Origin of the sequence: Neptuniibacter sp. QD37_11 (genome assembly GCF_047778105.1) — a bacterium.
Taxonomy (GTDB): Bacteria; Pseudomonadota; Gammaproteobacteria; order Pseudomonadales; family Balneatricaceae; genus Neptuniibacter.
Genome location: NZ_CP180552.1, coordinates 2023771 through 2049366 on the forward strand (window position 1 = coordinate 2023771; position 25596 = coordinate 2049366).

General features: G+C 43.1%; 21 protein-coding genes. 5 read left to right on the forward strand and 16 right to left on the reverse strand.

Annotated elements, in window-relative coordinates; all coding sequences use genetic code 11:
- Positions 1 to 30: 30 nt before the first annotated feature.
- Positions 31 to 4890, reverse strand: a complete 4860-nt coding sequence (locus tag ACMXYT_RS09260) for an alpha-2-macroglobulin family protein (protein ID WP_415911356.1) — start codon at positions 4888 to 4890, stop codon at positions 31 to 33.
- Between the two features lie 163 nt (positions 4891 to 5053).
- Between ACMXYT_RS09260 and ACMXYT_RS09265 the strand changes: the two genes are divergently transcribed.
- Entirely contained in the window at positions 5054 to 5512 is a 459-nt protein-coding gene (locus ACMXYT_RS09265) for a hypothetical protein (protein WP_415898432.1), read from the forward strand.
- Between the two features lie 50 nt (positions 5513 to 5562).
- On the opposite strand, the gene ACMXYT_RS09270 is transcribed toward ACMXYT_RS09265, so the two are convergent.
- A complete protein-coding gene (locus ACMXYT_RS09270) occupies positions 5563 to 6216 on the reverse strand; it encodes a TetR/AcrR family transcriptional regulator (RefSeq protein WP_415911357.1) in 654 nt (217 codons plus the stop codon).
- 665 nt (positions 6217 to 6881) lie between these two features.
- On the opposite strand from ACMXYT_RS09270, the gene ACMXYT_RS09275 reads away from it, so the two are divergent.
- Positions 6882 to 7682: a response regulator gene (locus tag ACMXYT_RS09275; protein ID WP_415898434.1), complete on the forward strand. Its 801-nt coding sequence runs from the start codon at positions 6882 to 6884 to the stop codon at positions 7680 to 7682.
- 60 nt (positions 7683 to 7742) lie between these two features.
- Here the strand turns inward: ACMXYT_RS09275 and ACMXYT_RS09280 are convergent, their stop codons facing one another.
- Both ACMXYT_RS09280 and ACMXYT_RS09285 read right to left on the reverse strand, forming a co-directional pair.
- Positions 7743 to 9542: a methyl-accepting chemotaxis protein gene (locus ACMXYT_RS09280; RefSeq protein ID WP_415898435.1), complete on the reverse strand. Its 1800-nt coding sequence runs from the start codon at positions 9540 to 9542 to the stop codon at positions 7743 to 7745.
- 167 nt (positions 9543 to 9709) lie between these two features.
- Positions 9710 to 10411, reverse strand: coding sequence for a M48 family metallopeptidase (locus tag ACMXYT_RS09285; RefSeq protein ID WP_415911358.1), 702 nt, complete (start codon positions 10409 to 10411; stop codon positions 9710 to 9712).
- Positions 10412 to 10473: 62 nt separating this feature from the next.
- Here ACMXYT_RS09285 and ACMXYT_RS09290 point away from each other — a divergent pair, with 62 nt between their 5' ends.
- The gene (locus ACMXYT_RS09290; protein WP_415898437.1) at positions 10474 to 11058 is read left to right on the forward strand and encodes a uracil-DNA glycosylase family protein; all 585 of its coding nucleotides are present in this window, start codon (positions 10474 to 10476) and stop codon (positions 11056 to 11058) included.
- 1 nt (position 11059) lies between these two features.
- Here ACMXYT_RS09290 and ACMXYT_RS09295 read toward each other — a convergent pair whose 3' ends face one another.
- From ACMXYT_RS09295 to ACMXYT_RS09315, 5 genes are all read right to left on the reverse strand, one after another.
- Positions 11060 to 13045: a transglutaminaseTgpA domain-containing protein gene (locus ACMXYT_RS09295; RefSeq protein ID WP_415898438.1), complete on the reverse strand. Its 1986-nt coding sequence runs from the start codon at positions 13043 to 13045 to the stop codon at positions 11060 to 11062.
- The gene (locus ACMXYT_RS09300; protein WP_415898439.1) at positions 13023 to 14003 is read right to left on the reverse strand and encodes a DUF58 domain-containing protein; all 981 of its coding nucleotides are present in this window, start codon (positions 14001 to 14003) and stop codon (positions 13023 to 13025) included. Before ACMXYT_RS09300 ends, ACMXYT_RS09295 begins: the two co-directional genes overlap by 23 nt.
- Entirely contained in the window at positions 13996 to 14916 is a 921-nt protein-coding gene (locus ACMXYT_RS09305) for an AAA family ATPase (RefSeq protein WP_415898440.1), read from the reverse strand. Before ACMXYT_RS09305 ends, ACMXYT_RS09300 begins: the two co-directional genes overlap by 8 nt.
- Before the next feature lie 79 nt (positions 14917 to 14995).
- Positions 14996 to 15301, reverse strand: coding sequence for a hypothetical protein (locus tag ACMXYT_RS09310; RefSeq protein ID WP_415898441.1), 306 nt, complete (start codon positions 15299 to 15301; stop codon positions 14996 to 14998).
- Positions 15302 to 15476: 175 nt separating this feature from the next.
- Complete coding sequence (locus tag ACMXYT_RS09315; RefSeq protein ID WP_415898442.1) at positions 15477 to 15983, reverse strand: FKBP-type peptidyl-prolyl cis-trans isomerase; 507 nt, start codon at positions 15981 to 15983, stop codon at positions 15477 to 15479.
- A 288-nt stretch (positions 15984 to 16271) separates the two neighbouring features.
- Between ACMXYT_RS09315 and ACMXYT_RS09320 the strand changes: the two genes are divergently transcribed.
- Positions 16272 to 16541, forward strand: a complete 270-nt coding sequence (locus ACMXYT_RS09320) for a hypothetical protein (protein WP_415898443.1) — start codon at positions 16272 to 16274, stop codon at positions 16539 to 16541.
- Between the two features lie 14 nt (positions 16542 to 16555).
- Here the strand turns inward: ACMXYT_RS09320 and ACMXYT_RS09325 are convergent, their stop codons facing one another.
- The 7 genes from ACMXYT_RS09325 to ACMXYT_RS09355 all read right to left on the reverse strand — a co-directional run bounded on the left by ACMXYT_RS09325 (position 16556) and on the right by ACMXYT_RS09355 (position 22934).
- Entirely contained in the window at positions 16556 to 17329 is a 774-nt protein-coding gene (locus tag ACMXYT_RS09325) for a helix-turn-helix domain-containing protein (protein WP_415901110.1), read from the reverse strand.
- An 831-nt stretch (positions 17330 to 18160) separates the two neighbouring features.
- Positions 18161 to 18637, reverse strand: coding sequence for a DUF2947 domain-containing protein (locus ACMXYT_RS09330; protein ID WP_415911359.1), 477 nt, complete (start codon positions 18635 to 18637; stop codon positions 18161 to 18163).
- Positions 18638 to 18722: 85 nt separating this feature from the next.
- Positions 18723 to 19613, reverse strand: coding sequence for a diguanylate cyclase (locus ACMXYT_RS09335; protein ID WP_415894171.1), 891 nt, complete (start codon positions 19611 to 19613; stop codon positions 18723 to 18725).
- 154 nt (positions 19614 to 19767) lie between these two features.
- Positions 19768 to 20925, reverse strand: a complete 1158-nt coding sequence (locus ACMXYT_RS09340; protein WP_415898445.1) for a type III PLP-dependent enzyme — start codon at positions 20923 to 20925, stop codon at positions 19768 to 19770.
- A gap of 120 nt (positions 20926 to 21045) precedes the next feature.
- Positions 21046 to 21648: a CBS domain-containing protein gene (locus ACMXYT_RS09345; RefSeq protein ID WP_415911360.1), complete on the reverse strand. Its 603-nt coding sequence runs from the start codon at positions 21646 to 21648 to the stop codon at positions 21046 to 21048.
- A 100-nt stretch (positions 21649 to 21748) separates the two neighbouring features.
- Positions 21749 to 22495: an FAD-binding oxidoreductase gene (locus ACMXYT_RS09350; RefSeq protein WP_415898447.1), complete on the reverse strand. Its 747-nt coding sequence runs from the start codon at positions 22493 to 22495 to the stop codon at positions 21749 to 21751.
- A 136-nt stretch (positions 22496 to 22631) separates the two neighbouring features.
- Positions 22632 to 22934 (reverse strand): hypothetical protein, encoded by a 303-nt coding sequence (locus ACMXYT_RS09355; RefSeq protein ID WP_415898448.1) that lies wholly within the window; start codon positions 22932 to 22934, stop codon positions 22632 to 22634.
- An 84-nt stretch (positions 22935 to 23018) separates the two neighbouring features.
- Between ACMXYT_RS09355 and hrpB the strand changes: the two genes are divergently transcribed.
- Positions 23019 to 25592: an ATP-dependent helicase HrpB gene (hrpB, locus tag ACMXYT_RS09360; RefSeq protein ID WP_415898449.1), complete on the forward strand. Its 2574-nt coding sequence runs from the start codon at positions 23019 to 23021 to the stop codon at positions 25590 to 25592.
- The last annotated feature ends 4 nt before the right edge of the window (positions 25593 to 25596 follow it).

The following is a 25596-nucleotide window of genomic DNA, read 5'->3' on the forward strand; positions in this document are numbered from 1 at the left end:
TTTAGGTACATAGATTCAAGGAGCCCTCGTTTAAGGGATAACTGTTAAGTACTCAATACTATTAGCAACACCCCGGTGGGCCGGTTTGTACATTGACTCAGCCTGTACAGGTGGTACTAAGTAATGCCCTGGCGTTACAGCTCGGCTTAAGAAATAAACCACCTGCTCGCGTTTTTCTGGAATATCAACGGCGGCAACATAACGATCATCTTTAAATGCCTGATAGGAGATCATCGCCCTCTGAGACACGGCCTCTCCGTCAATACGAATATCTTTTAACTTAAGCGCATGCTGTAGGTTCTGATTTTCAAGCTCTACCCCAGCAGGCAACAAACTTACCAATAAACCATCTGGCACACGTTTTTCGCTATAAAGCCTCACACGCGTTAACAGCAGATCGCCAGTTTTTAATACCTGATTCTTCTTCAGTAATTGCGCATTGCCATCCAAGACACGGAATTGATCTATATCTAAATTGATCCCTTCATTCACTTCTTTAGGCATCTGTTTAGGGATACCCGTCCAATGGAAACTTGCATAAGCCGGTTTGTCTTTTGTATTGGTGAACACAATAGAAGCTAGTTCTGAACTATCAAGATTACGACCTAGCTCGGTCGTAGCTTCCAGCAGCGTCTCAATTTCACCTTGAAACAACTTCCCCTCCCATTCGCCCTCTTTATCCATTTGATTAAGGGCATTCGACAAGTGCAGTAAAGCTGCCTTTTCCTGTGTGCTTAACCAACGCTGCTGCTTCAAAAGAGCTAGTAGGTCTGGGATCTGTTGCAAGGCAACGTTGTGTAATGAACGGGCATTAGGCTGTTCCAGAATGGTATGGATCGCCATCGCTTTATCGCGAATGACCGAACCATAATCCCCTAGATAACCCTCAACTCTTTCATTTTCCAGAGCCTGTTTCACTAGAGCTTCGCCTTCTTGCAGGCTACCGGTTTCAATAATTGCCAACCCTAAATGCACTCCCGGTAGTACACCGCGAGAGTCATTAAGTTGCTGCTCTGCCAAATCGCGCAATGGCCCTAAGGTCACTTCACCCTGCTTTGCCAAAACATAAGCTGCATAAGCTTTGTAGGATATTTCATAATGGGAAGGGACATCAGACCAGGTTCTAACCGAAATCGCTTTGCGATTATGTACGTAAGAACGTAGACGACCCACAGCATTAGTCAGCATAGCGTTAGGCACTGCAAAACCTGAACGATCTAAATGCAGCAAGAAGTCCGTCGCATAAGCCGTTAACCAATGCTCTTCTGGCGAGAATTTATCCCATAAGCCAAAACTACCATTTCCTAACTGCAACTCGCTGTAACGACTGATCGCAGCATTAATACCATTTTCAAATTGAGAATTAGTGACAGAACGAGTGTAAGCCGGAGCTTTATCACCCGCCAATAGCAACGCCAAAGGTTGCGACTTACTGGTAGTTTGCTCTAAACAACCGTACGGATACCTCATCAGAGTTTTAAAATGCTGCTGAGCATTCAGGTCCGGCGTATTCGCTACACGTAATTGCGATTGGATTTTGGTGAGATCTTTAATAGCTCCAGAAGGAAATTGAATGCTTTCCCCTTCTGCTAATACACGCATAGTTGAGCCGTAAACCGCTGGATATGCCGAGCGTACACCTAGCACCCATTCACGAATTAACTGAACATCACCGAAAGTAATCTCGGCGCTGATTAACCCTTCGCCCAACTCAACTGCATCTGCAATCAAAGGCAACACCTGCTTCTCGCCTTTATCGAGTGACAGTTCAAAACCATCTTGCCTTAAACTCACAGCGCCCTGATGAGTTAACTTCACAGATACATTTTGAACATCATCAGACACATTGGCTAAATCCAATGCCAAGGTCGTTTGATCTCCGACAGCTAAAAAGCGAGGCATGGATAACTGAGCTACAACGGGAGATGCAACTTTGGTTGTTTCACTCTCTAAACCAAAGCTATTGTCAGACATCGCCAACGCAGTTAACGTCAGCTCGCCATCAAATGCTGGCAAATCAAGTTCAACCGTCGCTTCTCCATTTTCTAAAGATATTGGAGAGTGGTATAGGCTCAAAATTTGCACTTCAGTCGGAGGCACTTCGCCACCACGCTCTAGCTCACCATCACCGCCCCAACGAATCTGAGCGTCCTTATACATATGAGGCTCAATTAAATCATTGTACATATCGCTGATTTTCGGGTTGTAAGCACGACGGCCGTAGAAGAAGTTAAAAGGATCGGCTTGCTTATAGCCCGTCACACTTAACACACCGCTATCAACTGCTGTTAGGCTGATGTAGTAATCACCTTCGACTGGCTTACCCGCTTTGTCAGTGACTTTAAGGGTTAAGTTAGCTTTGGTTTCTGGAAGTAGTGATTCAGCGACGTCAATAGTTACATCGAGTTCACGATCAGCACGATCCAAAGGCAGATGCACAATGCCGACACTACGCTTACTTACTTTGTCTTTATGCTCGGTTGGCGCGACGACGAAGGCACTGATATAAACATCGTGACGATTTAGATCTGCAGGTAGAGGAATCTCCACCTCAGCTTCACGATTGTTTAACAGAACTTCTTGGGAATGTAGAACCTGATCGGTTTCAAGAAGCACCACCGCTTTGCCCTCGGTTGGCGAAGCCAGTTTTACTTTAACGCGGTCTCCCGCTTGATATGACTCTTTATCTAACGCCAAGGTCACCAAATCAGGTCGGATGCGATCCGAAGCTGTCTGCCAGCTGTAATACCAAGGTTCGCCCGCTTGGAAGGTATAAACGGTTTTACTCTTACCAGAAATATCATCCAGCTCTAAACGGTATGGACCCCATTCGACTGGCATGGACAATTGCTGAGGCTGATCGGAAGCTAACTGAATAAAATCAGTCGCTACAGGGTACTCATTTTTCTCGATTTGATAGTGCCAACCGCGTTCAGGGGTATGACTCCAGAAATACTTTTCTTCCAATCGATAGAGCGTTGCTTTGATCTCTCCAGAGCTCAGTAACTGTCCCTGTTTATCAGCTCTCACCAATTCAAAATTAACCTTCTCATCTTTCCCAGATTGGTCATTTTCGAAAGAGGGCTTCACACCGACAAAACTAGCTTTTGGCCAGAAAAGTGCTGAACGAGATCGGTTAATAGCGCGACCGCCGCTTTCGAACAAGCTATAGCGCACATTAATACGAGCCGGACTTTCAAAAGACTGCGGGTTATATTGAGATAGATTGAACTCAGTTGAGGTTTCACCTGTATCATTCAGATTTACAGACGATAGACTAAACTGCTGCCAATCTACTGAAGAAGGTACGCCAAATTTAAAACCTTTTAGGTTTGCAAACGGTTCTGTCCACGAATTTAATGTCACCTGTGTATCCAGACGATTCCCAGCAGCAACTGCACCGTACAAGTATTCCCCTTTTACAGGTATTTTGATTTTATCGTTCAGATCAAAACTTAGCGGTGATGCTGCTTGATCAAATACCAGACGAAGGCGCTCTGGTAAAAAGGCCTCTACTTTGAAATCAAAATAAGCCGCATTTTTCTTACTTGCTGGGCTAAATACTTTAGCTTGCCAACCACCTAAGATCGCATTACTTGGAAAATCATATCGAAACTCATAGTAACCTGGCTTTGAAGGCTCAATTCGCCATGTTCCTGCTGAATCTGCATCGGGTTTAATTAACTCTATTTTTAAAGGCCCTGAAAGTAAGTTGCCGTCTTGATCTCGCATAAGTGAACCAAAGACTAACTCCTCACCGGGACGGTAGATATTACGAGGGGCGAAGGTAAAAATTTCTACTTCTTTAGTCGGCCTGCCATGAACAGGATAATCAGACAGATCTAGAGAAGGTGCGTGGTATTTGAGAACGCTCACCTGCTGATTATGTTGCGCTAGGATCAAGCGAGGGCTCTTTCGTTGCCACTCATTATCAACTTGCCAGCTACCTTGTTCATCTGTTTCACCCGTTGCGATCACCTTACTATTACGATCAAGGATATTAAGGGTTACGCCTTTAAGTAGATCTCCGGTTGCAGCATTTTGGGCAATATAGGTCGTACTCTTTCCATAGTCTCTGGCTTGCAGACCTATAGCAGAAACGCTAAACCAGGTTGCTTGATAACTAAACCCACCGGGCTCTCGCACCGTTGCTAAATAAACACCGCCTTGATCAATATTAGGGACAGAGGCAACGGCAAATCCGGCTCTATTACGCTTGTTTCTATCTTCTCCAATCCGAATACGTGCTGTGTAAACGTGATCGACTGAACGTGCCAGGGCATCTTCGTCGAAATACCATCGATCGCCACTTTTCAGTGATTGATATTCATCAAAAAACTGAACGCTACTTTCCGGCTTTACCCGATAAATATTGATCTCTGCTTCCGGCACATTGACTGCAATCAGAGGTAAGGATTCCACCTTACCTGGAATCATTACGGCACCATCCGCTTCGAACGCGACTAGCTTAGGTAAATCTCTAGCCTTTAACGATTTGCTTACGCCTGTTTCAAGCACTGCCCCTGTAGCGCTTTTTAGGCCTTGTTTAATTTGAATATCGTATTTTTGAAGCGGCTCTGGACCAATAAATCGAAGAGAACGCCCATCTTTACTGAGCACCGGCGTACCCATATCTGGTGAAATCACCACATGACGTTCAAACTTTTGATCCGGATCTAAAGGAGAATTAAACAGGAGTGTTAGCGCATTTACATCACCATATTCACGTTCAGATATATCGAGAACGCCTAAGGCTTCAGCAACTGCACTTTGAGCCTTCTGAGTTGCCGTATCCTTTTTGGCAGTAGTTGCAGCGTCCTTATTATCATCACATCCCGCTATCAGCGCGCAGGCAACCAGTACAGACCCCAGCAATTTAGAACGTGACATTCAGTACTCCTTTACATTTTGTAGGGCGGTTTTGAGCTTTTTAGCAAATCATCGAAGAGTATTTGATAGTACATCAAGTTACACGACTTTTGTCCTGCTTTTCACGCTTGCAAAAGATTACCTTTAAAGCGAGACTCATGCCTGATTATTGAGAGGTAATAGCGTGGACAAATCAGATTCTATTTATCACTGGGACAAAGAGTTCTTTGAGAAAAAATTATCACTACTAACAAACTGCCAGTTAGGCTTTGTTGGCGCTGCGCTCATGTTGATGATGATGAACCTTTCCAAGATCTATCTTCTCGCCCCTCTCGGTGTAGGTTTGATCTTAGCTAGTTGGTACAAACACCACCTAGAACAAACCAAAGATCAAATGAAAAATATGTCTGTGGAGATTGCACCTAAATCAATCCTCTTAAAGGTACCATCTGAAGAGACAGAAACGCGCGTTACATTTCGCGAGATCGAAGAGATTAACCAACACAAAGAAAACATGGTGCAGATCATCACGCTTTACCTAAAAGAGAATGAAGATAAGCTTGAGATTAAAGCACTTAAAGACAGCGACAAGTTCGTTTCGACTTTGAAAACGCAAATGACTGAGCAACTTTCAAATCAATAAATAAGAGAAATATGACCTTGCAGGCAGCGCTGCAAGGTCTATTCATTTACTTAGGAGCAGATAGAAGAAACTGGTGTAGGTGGTGCCTGAACGATCTCCCAACTCATGTTCGATTGTTCTTTGAACCCTAATAATCCCTCAAGCGAAGATCGGCAAGCTCTCCAGTAATTCCTAACACTTACAGGATCCTCAGACACATAAAATCGCATCATTAAACCCACTTGAATGGTTGCAATCATCTGCACTGTATTCTGCAGCGATGCAGTAGACGTTCCCACACTAACCTTTTGAAGAACCTGCAATCGCTGTAGAGAGATATCATCCTGAAGTTGGCGTAATAGCACTTGTATCTGCTGGTTAAAAACAGACGACGAAACATATCCGAACAATGCTCGCGCAGTTTCATCATGGCTAATTAAACAATCAAAAAGCTCTGACTCTACCCGATCGAGGAATTCTTCCTTAGATTGCGGAGCTTGATAGCCCTGCAATGTTAGGAGCAACTTACTAGAAAGCAGCTGGAGTACCTCAATTTCAACTTCCGTCATTGTACGAAAGTGATGATAGAGCCCTCCCTTGCTAACCCCTGCCTCTGCAATCAACTTGCCCGCTGTCAGCGCTTGTAATCCATCTTGACTGATGATGCGAGTTGCAGCATTAAGAATCAAACTCCTAGTTAGATCGGCGTTTCCATTTGGGCACATTACTCTGACCTTTTTTGCTTGGAACACATGAGGTCGAAAAGCAGAAATCAATCCGTTTTTTTACCTCTCTCTTCCTATCCTACGCCCCTAATTAAACAAACAACATCGAAACATAAGAGTTTACTGATTTAGATCAAGCTGCATTAGCATGCAAACAATTCCTTAATGTCGTTAATTTAATGACATAAATAACTGTACTTTAACTCCATGAACTTTGAAGACACTTTTAGCCACCTAAAACCCACACAAGAAACAATGACCTACAAATGGTTATCCAATACTTATCAGACAGTTACCTAATTTAAGCTTGAATATTTAGCTACAACTTAAATCGATTAGACAATATCTAACCTGAATGCGACCCAATCGAACAGCAATATGACAAAATCATTCAGGCAACTAACAAAAAGTTCCAACTAAAAAGCTAATGATTAACTTTAAGGCACAACATTCAAACAGAAACAGGAGGTAATACGGATAAAAAACGACCAGCAGTCCAGAAAAAAAGCGACTTTCGGATCAAGCACTCAAAAACATTACTAAATATTAAAATAAAGCAGTATTCACCACTTTTCTGTTAGGGTTATCTCTGTCATGATCTAAACTTTAGGTAACTATCTATCCCTTAGCGACTCCCACTAAGTTACCAGTGAATGGATTAGGATATGGAATTAAGCAGTATATATGTCACTGTAATCGAACCGTCTAAGGTTCAGCGCCACATTATCATCGGCCATCTAAACAGTTTCGGCATTAACAATATCGAGGAATTCTCGGAAGCTAAACCGGCCCTCGAGCATATGCTATCTTCTCCACCCGATTTAGTTTTATCCTCCATGCATTTGCCAGACATGACAGGGACAGACCTTGTGACCCAGATGCGTGGATTAGGCGCTTTAGAGCACATCACTTTTCTTTTAATCTCCTCTGAAACCCACTATCGCTATCTTGAGCCCATCCGCCAAGCAGGAGCCATTGGCATTCTGCCAAAGCCGTTTAGCCGCGAAGAGATGGATATGGCTCTCAGAAGCACGCTTGATTACATCACTGATTTTGAAAATGACAGTGACAGGGAAGAATATGATGCGCTTAGAGTTTTGATTGTTGATGACAGTAAAATGTCACGCAACTACATCAAGCAGATGCTGGACTCGCTTTCTATTCAGTCAGTTGATACTGCAAAAGATGGCTCTGAAGCCCTAGAGTTTATCTCTAACGGCAGTCGTTATGATTTGATCATTACTGACTACAACATGCCCAATGTAGACGGCAAAGAGCTTGTGGAGCATATTCGAAGCGATAGTGATCAGCCGACGGTTCCAATCTTGATGGTAACTAGCGAGCAAAATGAAAGTCGATTAGCAGCCGTGCAAAGCGCAGGTGTTTCAGCCATCTGTAGCAAGCCACTATCATACGACACGGTAAAGCAACTGGTAGAACAACTGGTAACAGATTACGACTTGTAATCGGGTAAGCAGACATAAAAAAACGCGGTATTAACCGCGTTTTTTTATGTCTTTAATCATTTAACTTTTATCATCAAGCAAGTTTTCTGGGGCAAAGCCCATGATCAAAGCCCCCCAGTGCTGACCATTAATATACAGAGGAATCGATAGGTCATTCAAGATTTCCCCAGTATCGCGGATGAAGGTCTGCAGTAAGAATGGCGCTGTAGAAGATGCACGACGAACTTCCGCACGATTACCGGCAAAGATTCGACGGTTACGGCTCTTCAAGTTATCTACCTCAAAGTTACCCGTAATGCGCTCCGACACTTTAGTGTGGTGAGCTGCTGCATAACCATTACGATCTACTGCAATAGCATAGATAAACTCAGAACGCTGATTGATAAAGCTATCGAATAACGGACGCATCATCGCTTCGTATTGATCAGCATAACTTGTGTCGTACTTCTCCGGCATCTGACCATCATTTGTACGGACGTAGTTAGTATCAAACATGTTACAACCACGATTGCTTAACTCTTCCAAAGCATCTTGAACCTGCTGACTCCACTGACGACCCGTTTGGATCATGCCCTCAAAACCACCGTAACCGATGATGAAGCGAGAAAGCAGTTCCTGTGTTTCCTCAGTCGAGTGCTCTAGCTCTTCAGAGAAGCGACGTGATTGCTCAATCTCTCCATGCATTGATGTAGAGATGTTGGTAATTTCTGAAACATGATTATGCGATTCACGGTTTGTATAAGCCAGCTCGTCAATGGCAGCACTAATACTACTTAACTGACTGTTTAATTCTTCAAAGTCACTGACCAATCCGTGGAATTGATCATTTGTGCTACCGATAAACTCTTCTGTAGAGCCAACATACTCCAAAATCGTAGAAGCACTGTTTCGTGTACTACCTACTAAAGAAGACATCTGACTAATGTTTTGATCAATCTCGCTTGTTGCTGTGCTAACTTTCTGAGACAGATTACGTACCTCATCGGCTACGACCGAGAAACCACGACCCGCTTCACCTGCACGAGCGGCCTCAATCGATGCGTTAAGCGCCAACAGGTTAGTTTGATCTGAGAAATCCTTAACCATACCCAGGATCTCAGTAATGTTACGGGAATTAATCTCAAGCTGATGAACCGTCTCTTGAAAATCAGTCACCTGCTCTCTAATCGCTTCAACCTGATTCTGTACCCGTCCAAGTTCGTTACTTGAGGTGCGAATTTCATCAAGATTGCGTGTATTACGTTCAGATATTTCAAGAGTACTGCCGGCAATATTATCAATGGCTTGGGTGGCCTCTTGAGATGATTGGAAGACTTTCTGTGCCTGCTCTTCTTGTTGAGAGGCTGAACCTTGCGCTTCGATAAGAACTTTCTGTAATCGAGTTGAGCTAAGTGCAACGCTTACACTACGACGACGGCTTTCCGCAATCATTGCTTTTAAGCTAGAAGAGAATCCATTATAGCTTTCTGCCATCTCTGAGATCTCATCGTAAGTATACTCAGGTAGCGTCGCTGAGATATCACCATCCTTATCCTTAATCGCCTTCAAAATATCTGTCATTTCATTAATTGGACGCAGGAATAGGTGACGCATAAAGAAGATGGTACCAATACCTGTAATAAGAGCGAATCCAACCGTTAAAGCACCGTAAAAGCCAAAGGAATCCAGATGGGACTGAATAAGCTCTACAGGTACAGCAGCGGCTTCAACTCCAGAGAGGCCTTCTTCAAGCTTCTCAAAGTGGTAGTAACCAATAACCAGTAAAACGATGTGGGGTAAAAGTAAGAACAGAACGTTACCTAAGATCTTCTTAGTCAACGTATTGAATATAGATTTCTCGATACTCTTGTATAGGCTCATTTTCGCTCTCATTATTTTTATAGCTGCCTGTGCCATCTCAATTGGCTAAATAGTGCTAAAACTCCTTTTCCAAACAGCATAGCCTATATAACTGGCCCTGCATGGTTTGTTAACACTATGAAATCACTTCAAAAATAACACAACCATTCTACAATTCAAACAAACAGTCACCAAAGAACCCAAGCATTTTTTGATTGAAGATAAGAACGCTTTTCTCTCCAATCTGGGCAGTACTTTTCAACTAGGGCCCAAAATCTAGGACTGTGATTTAAATGAGTGAGGTGTGATAACTCATGAATAACCACATAATCTATAATATTTTTATCTGCAAATACTAGTCGCCAGTTCAAGGTAATTTCACCTCGCGCAGAGCAACTACCCCATCTTCGCTTAAAACTCTTATATTTCAATAAATTATATTGAACACCCATCTTATGGGCCCAATACGAAACTCGTTCCGAGATAATCTGTACTGCTTGCTCTTTAAACCACTTTTTCAAAAAAGCCTCTACTCGTTCAGAGTCTACTTTGCTACTTGACCTCCGCTTACCCATTATCACGAGTAACGTATCACCCTGAATATGGACATCCCACCGATCCCCTTCGCACCAATCTAGAACATATTCTTTGCCCAGAAATGAAAATTTAGCGCCTTTTTCAGTTTTCAAACAAAACAACTCAAGATTTTGTGCCATAACCGCCTGTTGGCGAGCTATCCAATCCTGTTTTTTATTAACCCAATCTCGAACCCATCGATCCGTCACCCAAACAGGAACACGCACAGATACGCCCTTTTCATCCACCTGAATAGCCGCTGTTTTCCTGCGCGCACTTCTAATTATTTTGTACTGCTCTATAGTTTCATTCATTAGGATTGGACTGTTTATTAAAGACAAACGATAGTAACGATATAGGCAACGGGGGTTAATAATTGGATCAACTGCTTAAACAAATCAGAAACTGCAGTCTCTGCGAAAAAGAGCTCCCTTTAGGGCCACACCCTGTAGTTCAAGCATCCGCTAAATCAAAGCTCCTAATTATCGGCCAAGCTCCTGGTAGTCGAGTGCATCAATCAGGCATACCTTGGGATGACCCCAGCGGCGATAGATTACGAGATTGGCTTAAAATAGACAAAGAAACTTTTTACGATGCTGACAAAGTTGCAATCGTACCTATGGGGTTCTGCTATCCAGGAAGGGGACGCTCAGGAGACAACCCACCCCGACCAGAATGTGCACCGACTTGGCATGAGCGCCTATTAAATGAGATGCCCTCGATCCAATTAACCCTGCTAATCGGACAGTATGCTCAACGCTACTACCTAAAACACGTGGAAGCCTCAGCAGGACAGAAGACCCTGACAGAAAGGGTAAAAAATGCAGATAAAGCCCCTGATCATTTTTTTCCTTTACCTCACCCATCACCTAGAAATCAGATCTGGTTGAAGAAAAACCCATGGTTTGAAAAAGAAACTCTGCCCTTATTACGTAGCAGACTAGCCACACTCAAATTTTGAATTATCGGAAAGAAATCAAGCATTGATCTATTGACTTTGAAAACTCAGAAACTGTCGGGCCATTACCTTTAGCTGCATATTTAACACATTCGTATTGCTTCGCAATTTGACCACAAACATCAGCTAAATCAGGCCGTACATTAGCTAATCTCAAACAGTAATCACCTACCGTCTCACCTTTAGATCGTTGTAAACCTTTAGATTTTAATCCATTAGATAAGCGGGCAATGTTTGAGTCAAAAGGATCTTGCGGTGACGCAGCACTTGAACGAGCCATTAACAACATTGTGATTGTAATCACTATGGCAAACGGGATAAGCAATAATAACACTAAACGCCAAGCAGTCACTTCGCCTAACAGATCACGTAGCAGATCTATCTGTCGATGATGATAGTGCAAAACCCAACGATGCCAAGCATAGTTAAATCCCTCTATGCGCAACCTTAATAAAGCTAGAAAACCATCGTTCTTGATACCCAAGCTTTCCCATGGACTTTCATTTAGGAACTCAGGTTCACGGGATAACACTTCACTAGACGCTTCTTCAATACGATCAGGAGACACTGCCGCAGTTGGGTCGACCCTGATCCAACCTTTTTTTGGAAGCCATGCCTCAACCCAAGCATGAGCATCATACTGCCTTACCAATAGATAGTTTTCATAATGGTTCCATTCCCCTCCCTGGTAACCAGTCACAATTCTTGCGGGGATTCCAACTGCACGAAGCATAAAAGCCGTAGCACTTGAATAATGACCACAAAAACCACGTTGAGTTTTAAAGAGAAAATCATCTACTGTATTAACACCCAAAGGAGGTGGAGAGAGCGTGTAAATAAAGCTTTGATTGAAGAACTTGAGAATACGTTGGATAAACGCTTCTTCATTACCGGTTTCTCGCCACCATTGACGTGCCAATTCCATAGCATCTGGATTACCCTCAGGAAGATTAAGCTCTTGAAAAAAACTCTGATAGTTTCGTTCAGCCCCAATAAGAAAAGTAGGCTTAGCCTCCAAAGAAAACTGTTTTCGTTGAGCCAGTGGTAGTCGCGTTTCTAATACCCTCCCCGCACGAAATTCCAGCTCTCTTGGTATATTACTTACATAATCCAAAGCAGGTACATATGTCGCTTGTGTTGGCTCTAGAATGAGCTCATAGCTGATGTTTGTGCTAGAACGCTCAGATTCAATGGCTTTATCCCTATTTACTAAACTACCTTCTTTATTACTCCAATTACGTCCATCAAAGTCATGCAGCACAATAGCCCGCCAATATAAGCTCGATTGGGGCGGTTTAACGCCTTCAAAAGTTGCTCTAAAAGCCACCTCAGCGGAACGCGTTAACTGCGTGATATCTCCCGGCGCCATTGTGTCTGACAATCCAGTTTTGGCTGCACTCTTATCAAAACTGATCTGCCACAATGGATCGATACGCGGCATACCCATAAATAAAACAATCATTAATGGGAACACTGGAACAAACATCAAACTTGTACGCTTAAACGGCTGAAAGAAAGGGATGGCACGATGAATGTGTATTGCCTGTAAAGCTGTACTTACAACAAGCAAACAGAAAAATGTGTAGATGGCCATCCAGATAGTTTGCGTGAAAAGAAAAATGGATGCCGCTATGAGGTATGCCACATAGAGAACAACCAGTGCGTCGCGCCGTTTGTAGATCTCCAACAACTTAAGCGAGAAGGCGACTACCAATAAAGAGACGGTAGAGCTAATCCCCCCACCCTCTTGATAACTGAGCAGAACGGATGCGCCTGCGACAAAAACCAAAACAGATTTAAACCATTTAGCCGGAAACGACCAACGGCCAATAAAGACCATTACTCGCCAGCTTAATGTGAACAGCACTATAACTGGCACCCAAACAGGCAGGTGACTAATGTGAGGCAGAACAACCACAAATACACTAATCAACTGCCATAATAGTGCCGTGCGGCTTAGCTGCTGGTTATGCATGGCCTGTGTCGCCATTCGCACCTCCAAATACAGCTAGCACCGTTAAAACCTTTTCTAAATGATCCGGGCCTGATGAAGGCCCAACTCTCTTATTCGGTAACATCAACCCAAAATCGATTCCTTCATGCTCTAATTGAATCGCCCAGTAACAAATCACGCTAAGCCTAAGCTCTATAGAAAGATCTGGCCAAGACTCCCAATTCAACCACACCTGACGGCTTTGCTGTCCAACATAGCGCTTAACTAACAACCCTCGCCCCTGAGCATATTGCTTCCAAGCGATATGTTTGGTTGACTGACCGGGCTGATACTCTTCCAAACCAAAGAAATCATCACCAGCCCTTTTATCCCCAGAATGACTGTCTTGATCGCCGCTGTTCAAATCAGGCCGCGGGCCTTTTTGAGGTTTTGGAAACACGACTATATCTAGATCCAACTCAATCCAACTCCAAGCCCTTAATAAACCAAATGGATAGGTGGTTTCTATCTTCAGTGGACCGGGCTTTAGACGCCCTCGTTTCTGGGTAGTCAGATTTAGCTCAACTTCTTGCGCTTGTTCTTTTTCAAGATGAACGGTTTCTTCAGGCTGCCCCTTCCAGTTCAACTGAATAGTTTCGTAGTTCCGGTTATTTTCTGATTCCAGCAGTACCGAAAGGTAAGTTGAATCACCAGCAAAGCAATTTTTACCCCTTAGCGCAGTGATTCGTAACCCTGATAGATTTAGATAGGTGTAATGTATGGTTAGCACGCCAAGGGCTACCAACAAGTACGCAACCGCATGGATAAGGTTGTTTTGATAATTCGTTGCGATAAAAAAAAGGAGAATACAAAGAAAGAGAAAACTCCAACCTGAAGCAGTCGGAAAAATATAGATACGCTTTTGATTTAAAAGAATGGAATGACCTTTAGGCCGCCTAGCGCTAACGACCTTATCAACCCACACTTGAAATCGACTATTCAACTGCTCAGCCAACCACATCAACCTCACTCAGTAACTTACGAACCAGCGCAGTGCCACTCTGGTCCATGTAATCTTCTGAGGAGCGAAGACGATGGGCAAAAACCGGAGCAAGCAAAGATTGAATATCTTCCGGAATCACATAATCCCGACCACTAATGTAAGCCCAGGTTTTAGCAGTGTTAAGCAGAGCCAAGCTGCCTCGCGGCGATATCCCATATTCAAACTCTGTAGACTCTCGACTGTACTTAACCAGCCTTTGAATGTAATCCAACACACTTCCAGATACAGAAACTTGAGCGCACTCCCCTCTGATCTGTTCTAACTCACTAAGGTCAAGTTGCTCCTGTAGATCCGGAATTTTCTTACGCGCATCACCACCTAGTAACAACTCTCTTTCAGCTTCTAAAGAAGGGTATCCAAGATGGATCCGCATTAAGAAGCGGTCTAACTGAGACTCAGGAAGCGGAAACGTTCCGTATTGAGAGATAGGATTTTGGGTGGCAATCACAAAGAAAGGTTGCGGGAGCTCGTAACTATGCCCTTCAACCGTAACTTGCCTTTCTTCCATTGCTTCGAGCAGAGCGCTTTGTGTTTTTGGTGTTGTACGATTTATCTCATCTGCCAATAAAAGCTGAGCAAATACCGGCCCCTTATGGAAAATAAATTGACCATTAGCCGAATCAAAAATAGATGCCCCTAAAATATCAGCAGGCAACATATCACTAGTGAACTGGATTCTTTGGTAATCAAGCCCGAGAACCTTAGCTAAAGCATGGGACAATGTTGTTTTGCCCATACCAGGCAGATCTTCGATCAGCAGATGACCTCCTGTAATCAAACAGGTCAAAGCTTGCCTGATCTGGACCTCTTTTCCATATAAAACCTGACTGACTGCTTCAACGATCTGATCTAGCTTTTCGCGCATAAGTGCTTAACTCCATTTCCCTGAGTTATAACTATGCCAGTTTGGCTTTGCCCCTGCACGAGCTTATCCTATCAGAGAGCTAAAATTTAAGCGGGATAGAGTCCTGATGATAATCCGCAAAATCAGAACTACAGGCCTCATCATGTGTCTGAATCTGAACAAGATTGGCTTCATGGATCCCCGCTTTAAGGCATATATCGTAACCCTCTTTCACGTTGTGACAAGTGACGACTTTACCTTCCTGATCTTTAATCAACTCCTTTTGTCGATGATCATGATCATCAAATTCCACCTCGATAACCATTGGACCACATCCAGATTCGATAAAATTAACACCTCTAATTCGTGCCTGCTGCTTCAACATACCCATTTGCTCTATGTTCATAAAAAACCTCCAGATCAATGCTTGCGGATTTTCAAATAGAGTTAACAGAGATACGTAACACCAATACATTCAGATTAATGATAGTCAAAAATCAGTTTTTAGAGAGCTATATCGATTAGATCAACACAAAAAAGCCCGGTAGAAACCGGGCTTTAATATTTAGCAAGCTGACATATTAGTCACAGCAAGAATCACCGCTATCGCAGCAGCTTTCTCCACCTTCGTGAACATGACCGTGAGAAAGCTCTTCTTCTGTCGCTTCACGAACATTTGTTACTTCAACGCTGAAAGTAAGTGTTTGACCAGCTAAAGGATGGTTACCATCAAGAACAACACCATCTTCTTCAATCGCAATAACAGTTACTGGCTGCTGCCCCCAAGGCGCTTCGGCCATAAACTGCATGCCAACCTGAATATCATCGATACCCTGGAAATTAGCACGATCAACGTTTTGCACTAGCTCTTCTCGCACATCACCGTAACCCTCTTCAGGGGTTACAACCACATCCAACTTATCACCAACAGTTTTGCCGATTAGCGCTTTTTCCAAACCAGGTACGATATTGTTAGCACCACAAACGAATGGTAACGGTTCTTGCCCCTGAGAAGAGTCTAGAACTTCACCTTCTTCATTTTTAAGAGTGTAGTGGATATAGCCCACTAGATTTTCAGCAATTTGCATACAGAGAGTTCTCTATTAAAAAGGAGAGATTTTTTACATGGTACAAATGTTAGCGCCGTAAAAATCATCTCCTAGATTAGGATTTTGGAACCTAATTAAAGGCCATAGCATAAGTAAAACTTAGTTGAAGTAATCATACCGATTGCAAAAAAATGCTGCTAGCTCTGCTTGGCTGTCTTATAAATAAATCGCACCCTTGTCAGAAAATAGGAATTTTTCTTAGCTTCAAATCCAAAACCCTGTGCTAATTTGTATTTATTGATAGCCTTATCATGGAGGATCAAGCTAATGGAAAAGGCATGTACGCTATGTTACAGCCTTGTACTGCATCACAAACCGCACTCTGCACTGAAAAAGATTAGTGAATTGAAAGGTAGTGAGTTGTATAAATGCTGTTGTTGTTACGCCTACTTACACAAACATGACAACGAGTGGGAAATAATCAGTGGTGGAGATTTTAGCGGAAAACCTGTTGATCAGGTTGCAGTTGAAAACCAGCCTACAGAATACGAAGACGACGCTCTAACTTTCGGCAAGCGCATAAGCTATCAACCTTGATTGATAGCTTATGGTTACAAAAGGCCTACTTCATACAAGATAGCTACGAGCTGAGTTTTGTTGCGCGCTCCAAATACTCGCTTAGCTCGCGTAATATGATAAGTAATCCCTTCCTCAGTCAACGCAAGCTTATCAGCAATTCTTTTCACCGCCATACCTTCAGCAGTCATCTGAATAATCTGACGACAAGTGTGCGACAGAAGTTCCTGCTTAAGGAATGGGTTTTGTTCTTTCTCACAGACAACCTGCAGCAAAGAGTGATAGCGAGCCAAAATAGGCACTAACCACTCCTTAACCGAATCGAAGAACTCTTCGAACTCTCCTGAAGGCAGACTATGAAAAAGACCAAAATAGTGGAACCAATAATTATCGCTTGCTCCTGACATCGGTACGTAGACACGAGAAGAAATATTATTCTGCTTCCAAAACGTCTCCGCGTGCAAACCAACGCCACCCTCAGCATTATTTACTACAAGTGGTGTACGTGCTTCTGGCAGTTCTTTCCATAAAGGGTCTGCATGAGCAACATCTCGGTAATAAGCTTTAACTACTGCATCTGGCAGTGAGCCAACAATATCAAAGCCATTTTCCCAACGCTGCTTTTGATGATCAGATAAACCTTCAATATGCTGACGGGTCAACACTGAATAAGTGAAGGAAGTAAAACCTAACTGGCATAGTAACTCGTCCAGTTCCTGTAACAGCCGATCCCATGTACATTCAATAGCTAACACCGTTTTCTCTTGAAGTGCTGGCTGCTGTTTTAGCTGTAGAATCAGGCTTTCCATATCTTGCACTAAAACACTCCGTTGAAAAGTGAGTCCTGTTACCTAGAGGGGAAAAAATTCTTGTTAAAGATAAACACCCAAGAGGTATGACCAAATTACATAAATTCAAACAAAAGGGGTTATGAAAAATATTAACCTATGAGGCTTAAAAACATAGATTCCCCAATCCATATGTTAATGATAAGCGTATTCCAAAATGGAAGAAGTACCAAAAAATATAGTATCGAGTGTGTTTTTCACACTTAGGTCAATTTTTCATGGACTAAAGCCGTAGGCTCATTGAGTTCTTTGCCTTCCAGCTGATTTAAAATTCTCTAATACTGTACTAATTCACTCTGATATATCTGATAAAATCAGAACTTTAGTACTACTACGGACCTCGTATCACTTACAAAATGCAAGGAATAAAGTCATAGTAAGTAAACATATTAAGAGTCTATTTTTGACATATAAAGATATAAAATTCAAACAAAGATTGGTAAAAATGAATAAACCTTAAGCCAAATCAAATTACAATTTTATTACATCGTATTCTTTTATCTTTTTAATAAAAAATACAACTTGTTTGAACAATGATTTCTTATATTTATCTTTAGATACTGAACATTCACTTAATAATATTGCAGTTAATTTTCATTAAGATTAAGACTTAAAAGCGACTACTACTGACCGTTTACTACGCAGCAGTGATACAGAAGCAAAAGGCGCATCAAGGCACAGCCTAAACATGAGGTAATGATGGAATGGACTTTTTAGGGAAGAAGATTTTCAAAAAGAAAAGTGAAGCATAATTTTGCGAAACTATGCTCCACTCCTCGTGAACCTAGACGGTTACGAACGAAGGCCTAATCGATAACTACCATTATCAAAGAATTGAGCTACTTGCTTACGTTTGCGGCCTAATAATAACGGTCCATTATCGAAAAAGAGGAAGTTTTTCCAATGACGACGGAATACCCCCCACTTAGTTTCAATGATGTGATCACTTTGGTAACAGAAATACACGGTGATGTTGTCATCCCACTCCGCTAGGTGTGTCGATAACAATTCAGGCATGTCGTTAGACTGGGCATCCCATGCACTCTGCCAAAAGTCCTTCTCAGACCAGTTTTTATCTTTAGCCGCCCAATCCCCTTCGCCGAAATGCTCCGGATGTGAGCAACCTCTACTTACATGCTCTGACCAGATCTGCTCTGCACGACTTTCCGTTAGCGGATTAATCTGCGCAAGATCTTCCTCAGAAACAGGCAAGTCCCTGTGACGAAAGATCCAAGCTTTGGTGTATTTTTCCAACGGAATGTATTTCATTATTTACTCAAAATTTTCTAAGATTTACAGAGAAAGAAAAAGGGAGCTAACAAGCTCCCTTTGTAAAAAGAAAGCGAGCTCGCTGTTATCCTTCACCTTCAACACGGTTACAACCACTTTGCTTAGCTACAAATAGATTCTCATTTGCACGTCTAAGCATGTTATCAGGATCATCTTCCAGACCATCTAGCGCTGCAACGCCCACGCTGACAGTAAATTTAACATCGCCAGCTGCGTAAGGGATTTCCATCTCTTCCATCATTTTACGCACACGATTACCAGCAGCCATACCCTGCTCATGATTCGTTTCCGGCATAAACATTACAAACTGATCATCACCGTATCGTGCAAGGAAGTCTGAAGTACGTTTCATACCATGGATAGAGGTCACTAACTGTTGTAAAACTTGATCACCACAATCCCAAGAGTATCTGTCATTCAGGTCACTAAAATTATCAACATCAATAACCATTAGACTACAAACCCAGTCATAGCGCTGCGCTTGGGCAATGGCTTGTTCCAGTACAGGTCTTAATGCACGACGATTGTATGCGCCCGTTAGTGGGTCACGTTGAGCCTGATTGGTAACCTGTCTCTCCAACCTACGCTGTGCTGAGATATCACGAAATACAGCGACGACTTCATCGCCCGCAGCTGAACAACGAAGCTCCATCCATTTCGTTTCGCTTAAACCTTGTTCTTTAAGCACTGGTACATGTTCAGGTCTTAATTGGATGTAAGTCTTTATCGATTTTTTCTTCTCAATCGATTTAACCCCAGCGGCAGTTATATTGCCGCTGATATCAGCAGGGAAAATATCTTCGAGCTTACGCCCCATTATCGCATCGGCATCCAACCAACCTGCGTCACCTGCAGAACACGCCATGATCAAACCTGTTGGTTCAAGTACCATCACTACATCCGCTGTTGCTTCCAGAACAGCACCATAGCGAGCTTGAATCTGTTTATCCGACATCCACTACTCTCCACTCAACCAGACGATAAAAGTTGCATACCAAAAAGATAGCTGTTTGGGAGAGGATGAACAACCTGTTTTGCAGTTTTTATGCGCAGAAGCTTGATTCAAAAAGGATATTTTTAGTCGCAGTACCTAAATACTGCGACCAAGATTACAAAATATAGTAATCCAGAGGGGGGAAACCGTTAAACTCGATCGAGCTATAACTGGTGGTGTAAGCACCGGTAGAGAACCAATAGATATGATCACCGATCTCTAGAGATAGCGGCAGCTCATATTTATGCTGCTCATACATGATATCTAAACTATCACAGGTAGGGCCAGCAAGAATCACCTCCTCTTCAGGCCCTGACTTCAAAGTAGATAGCGGATATTTAATCGCCTCACCCAAAGTTTCAATCAAACCGTTAAACATCCCTACATCGGTATAGACCCAACGTTCTAGGGCTGTAGAAGATTTTCGAGAGATTAACACCACTTCTGATACGATAATTCCAGCATCAGCCACCAACGAGCGACCAGGCTCTAGGATAATTCTTGGTAGCTCTTCACCAAAATCTTCTTTTAGAAAGCGCGTAATCTCTTCCGCATAGGTTTCAAATTCATTGGTTTTCTGTATATAGGTCGCAGGAAAACCACCGCCCATATTGATCATTTGTAAGCGGATGCTATGCTCTTCAACCAAACGCTCAAAGATCACTTTGACTTTGGCAATAGCGCCATCCCAAACATCGATATCACGCTGTTGAGAACCCACATGGAAGGAAACCCCATAAGGGTTTAAACCCAAATCACGCGCAAGTACGGCCAGTTCAATTGCCATTTCTGGGTTACAACCAAACTTACGTGACAAAGGCCAATCAGCACCTTCTGAGCCATCAGTGAGCACACGGATATAGATATCTGAACCCGGCGCATATTTTGCTATATTTAGTAGATCCGCTTCTGAGTCGGTTGCAAACAAGCGCACGCCTTGGTCATAGAAGTACTTAATTGCAGAACACTTCTTAATCGTATTACCGTAGCTAATACGTTCTGGCGCAACATCAAACTGCAGTACTTTGTCTAACTCTTGCGGGGAAGCGATATCAAAGCTAGACCCCTCTTTAGCTAATAACTCAATCACCTCATTAGCTGGATTAGCTTTCACCGCGTAAAACACGTCTGCTTTAGGAAAACCGTTACTCAATTCAGCAAAACGAGTTTCGATAACTGAAAGGTCTAAAGCTAAAAAAGGAGTGGGTTTAGTCTGAGTTAATGCTTCCAATTTATTAGCAGCATCGGGACTAAATTGGTTTGGTAAAATCATGCGCAATTGCACCACACAATTGGGTTAGACAAAGTACTCTAGCAGTGCCTAGTACAGTAAAGGCGCGAAGTATAATCAGTAATAGAATTCCAAGTCCAGCATTAGATTTATGCTTTAAAACTAAGCTCCTTCACCACTGCGAATCACTTGTTCTATTTCCGCAAAGCTTTTCGATTCGTACATCACATCAAAGCCGATTTTCAGTCGCCTTGAGATGTCACTAGCCGAGATTATCCCCCTAATTCTAAGGACTCCCGCTGAACTTTCATCAATGACCACTACATGCTGATCTCCCGAACCTTTAAGGGTCAACATGATGTCCCCTACCCGCGCACCTTTGAGCTGCTCATAGGTAAGCGCATTCATGTTCAATTTACTCAACATAATATGTCGCACTTGAACCTGATCTCGACTGACTCCATCACGCTGCATAAAGGCCATGACTTTTCGACCTGCGGCATCTGACGCCGTAATAATACCGGTAAAATTATCTTGGTTATCCAAAACAAAGAGCAACCGCACGTGCTGACTCTTCATATACTCAAGCGCTTCTTGAATAGGTAAAGACTCAGGAACTGTTACAGGCTTTACTTCAGTAAAGTCGGTGAATACATCAAAGGCTGGGCTATATAAACTGGCAGGCGTTGCGGTTTTGTCAGGCGATAAAATATAGTCGATATCAGTCGTTGTTTGTAAACGGATGTGCCGAAATTCCTGAAGCATGCTGTTCCCTCTCTGAATTACCTCTCTAATCAGAATAGTACATAGCTTCCGTTTTACCGCCTCTTGAATACACCAGCTTCGTTAACCTCTAGAAAAACATTTATAGTAAAGAGAATTGGTACTTCTCGCGCTTAAGATTGGCGGGTTTAAACCCCTGCTGATCAAAATAACTGACGGCTTGATCAATCATGTCCGGATGACCACACAGGTAGACTATGTCTTGATCAGGATTCGCATTCAAATCCACATATAAGTCAGACACATAACCAGATTTCTCGTTGTCGGAAAGAGCCTCGCCCTCCTCACGGCTATAGCAGGCAATAAACTTAGCATGGTCGGTCAATTGAGTAAGCTCGGAAAATTCATCGTCGTAGAGCAATTCATCCCTATTCCTAACCCCTTGTATAACAATCACTTCCAATTCAGGATTTTCAGCAATGCGGTTTCGAAGCTCCGGCAACATAGATCTAAACGGCGTCACTCCTGCACCTGTAGCAATAAAGACAAATCTCTTGGGTGAAGCTTTAGGTAAGATCAGATTGCCAAAAGGCCCATTAACGGCAACGGTGCTACCTAGCTCAGCAGCCGCAAAATAGTCACTGGCTACGCCATCTGGAACCAAAGTAATAACAAAAGTGAGTAATCTGTTATCTGGATTGGGTAGTTCCCCATTTGCCACACTGTAACTTCTCGCCTTTATATCGCCTTGGTAGGTGAACTCAATCGAAAAGAATTGACCGGGGATATAACGAATCGGATCTTCGCCCTTGTAAGTTAATTCAATCGAGCGAGTCGTTATGTAACGCTTTTCGATGAGCGTAAGTTCTACTCTGTCATTACTCAACATAGTATCAACCACCCTCTTTCGATGTATTAAAGATACATCTAATGACAATAGCAATCAGAAATTGTTCAATATTATTCGCTACGAACAGAGACAAAAAAGCAGCCTATTGGCTGCTTTTTAAAAATCTTAAAATGGTTCAATAACCTAGTTCACTTGGGTCGATCACAACACCTAAGGAACGCTTATCAACAAAATTGCCTTTGCTGGTTTCTTTATAACGGAAGGTAACTTTCTTACCTAGCTCAATTTCTAGATCTTTATCTGGAGACATATAAGAGTACTCCGCACCATCTACTGTGATCACATGAATGTAGTACGGCGGCATGCCAACCCATTCAACATGTGGACCATCAGTTTCAACTTTTTCTAGGACACCGCGACCAGAAAGCTTAGGTGTTTTTTTGTAGCCGCCTCTGCGACCTTTAAAATTACCCGCCATTAAGGCTCCTTACCGTTATTACATCATTGGCAAAAATACTTGCTCCTTCATTGTAGCTTCACTGCTCCCTAGAACCAAACCCTTATGCAAAAACTGTTAAACTTTAACTCGAACAGTTTTTCTGAGTATGAAACCTTGCTACCTATACATTCTGCCCTACCTGAATTATCTCTAGCTCTATCTAATCATGATGAAGCAGTACTTGAAGCTCCACCAGGCGCTGGTAAGACAACCCAAGTACCTTTATCTATGCTTCAGGAAGACTGGCTTGGAAACCAAAAGATTCTCATGCTAGAACCAAGGCGTTTAGCAGCTAAAGCTGCCGCGGAACGTATGGCACAGATGCTTAATGAAAAAGCAGGCCAGACCGTTGGTTATAGAGTTCGACTCGATACCTGTATCAGCGAACACACCCGAATAGAAATTGTGACTGAGGGTATCTTAACTCGCATGTTGCAAACCGACCCGGGCCTTGAAGGCTATGGCATTGTAATTTTCGATGAGTTTCATGAACGCAGCTTAGATGCCGACTTAGGCTTAGCCCTAACGCTAGAAGCCAGAGAATACTTCCGTGAAGAAACTGCGCTGAAAATATTGGTAATGTCCGCAACGCTGGATGGAGAAAAAATCGCCAAGCTGCTGGGTGATGCTCCAATTGTAACCAGTTCAGGTCGTAGCTACCCAGTTAAACCTTTTTATTGTGGCGAACCCTCTCAAGGTGAATGGCTAGAACATAAGATAGCCAAGACCGTCACCCTAGCGCTAGCCGAGCAAACCGGAAGTATTTTGTGTTTCTTACCCGGTATGCGAGAGATTCGTAAAGTCGAAGAGCTACTTAACGAGCAGCTGTCACAAACAGAGAAAAACACTATTGCTATCGCGCCACTTTATGGCGATCTAACTCTGGAAGAACAGCGTAAGGCTATAAATCCGTGTGATGAAGGCAAACGCAAAGTCGTTCTAGCTACAAACATTGCTGAAACTAGTTTAACCATCCAAGGCGTACAGGTCGTGATTGACTCTGGTTTAACTCGTGTCGCCAAATATGATCCAAACTCTGCAATGACACGCCTACATACGCGCCGAATTTCCTCTGCCTCCGCTACACAGCGTGCAGGCCGAGCAGGTCGATTATCCCCTGGCGTATGTTACCGATTGTGGAGTGAAGGACAGCAAGAACAACTGAGCGCGTTCGATAACCCGGAAATAGCACAAGCCGATCTGACAGCACTGGCGTTACAGCTGGCTAGCTGGGGCACTACCGATACAAACGACCTTAATTGGCTTGACCAACCACCAGCAGGTTCTTTCCAACAAGCGCAAACCCTACTTACCCAATTAGGCGCGCTAAACTTACAGAAGCAAACAACCGCTCACGGTCAGCTTATGGCTGAGTTACCTGCACATCCAAGACTCAGTCACATGCTTATAAAAGGTTCAGCTTGGGGCTTAGCCGACAAAGCCTGTCGTATCGCTGCGCTCTTAATGGAACGCGACCCTTTTAGAAATGAAAGTGCAGATATCAATAGCCGCCTCGAATGGCTAGCTACCAAACCAAGTTTTCAAAAAGGCGTCTGGCATCGTATCAAAAAACAGGAACAGCATTACCATCGAATGCTCTCCAAATTAGATATTCCAAGCGATACATCAGGAAATAAGATTCCAGATCACGAACAAGCAGCTGTTTTGCTCGCGCTTGCATATCCTGACCGTATCGCACAGCAACGCCAGAACAGTACCATTTATAAGCTCAATAATGGACGTGCGGCTAACTTCTACGATCAAGATAGACTAAGCCAATATCCATGGATAACCGTTGCAACCCTGCAAGGAAAACAAACCCAAACGAACGATCAGATCCAACTGGCTGCGCCCCTGAATCCTGAGTTGATTGAACAATTCATTCCTGAGCTGATTCAGCAGCATGAAGTGATCGAATGGGACAAATCCCAAGATCGTATCTGTGCCGAGCAGCAAAAACGAATCGGCACGCTCGTTTGGGAATCCGCCCCTCTAGAAAGCCCTTCACCAGAGGCGATCAAAACAGCTATCATCAATCAAATAAGGAAACGTGGGTTATCCCTTTTACCTTGGAATGATGATATTCAAGCACGGCGTCAGCGGGTGATCTTTCTGCACCAAGCAGTTCAAAAGCAATCACAAGATCAATGGCCAGATCTAAGCGACAACTGGCTTCTCGACAATCTTGAAGAATGGCTGACACCTTATTTGGATAACATCACGCAACTAAAGCAGTTGAAGAAAATCAATCTAAACAGCGTGCTACAAGCGATGCTCCCTTGGCCTCTGCCTCAGAAGTTAGATGAGTTAGCACCGGAACGATTTACCGTACCTTCCGGCTCAAAGATCAGAATCGATTACAGCCAAAATCCACCTGTTTTAGCAGTAAAACTACAAGAGATGTTTGGCTGTACCCAAACACCTAAAGTTGCGCATCATGTAGCACTACAGCTTCACTTACTTTCTCCTGCGAGAAGACCACTACAGGTCACTCAGGACTTAGAAAGCTTCTGGCAAAATGCCTACAAAGATGTGCAGAAAGACATGAAAGGCCGATATCCTAAACACCCTTGGCCAGACAACCCTTTAGAAGCGATCGCAACCGCTAAAACTAAGCGTGCTTCGCAAAAGGTTTAAACAC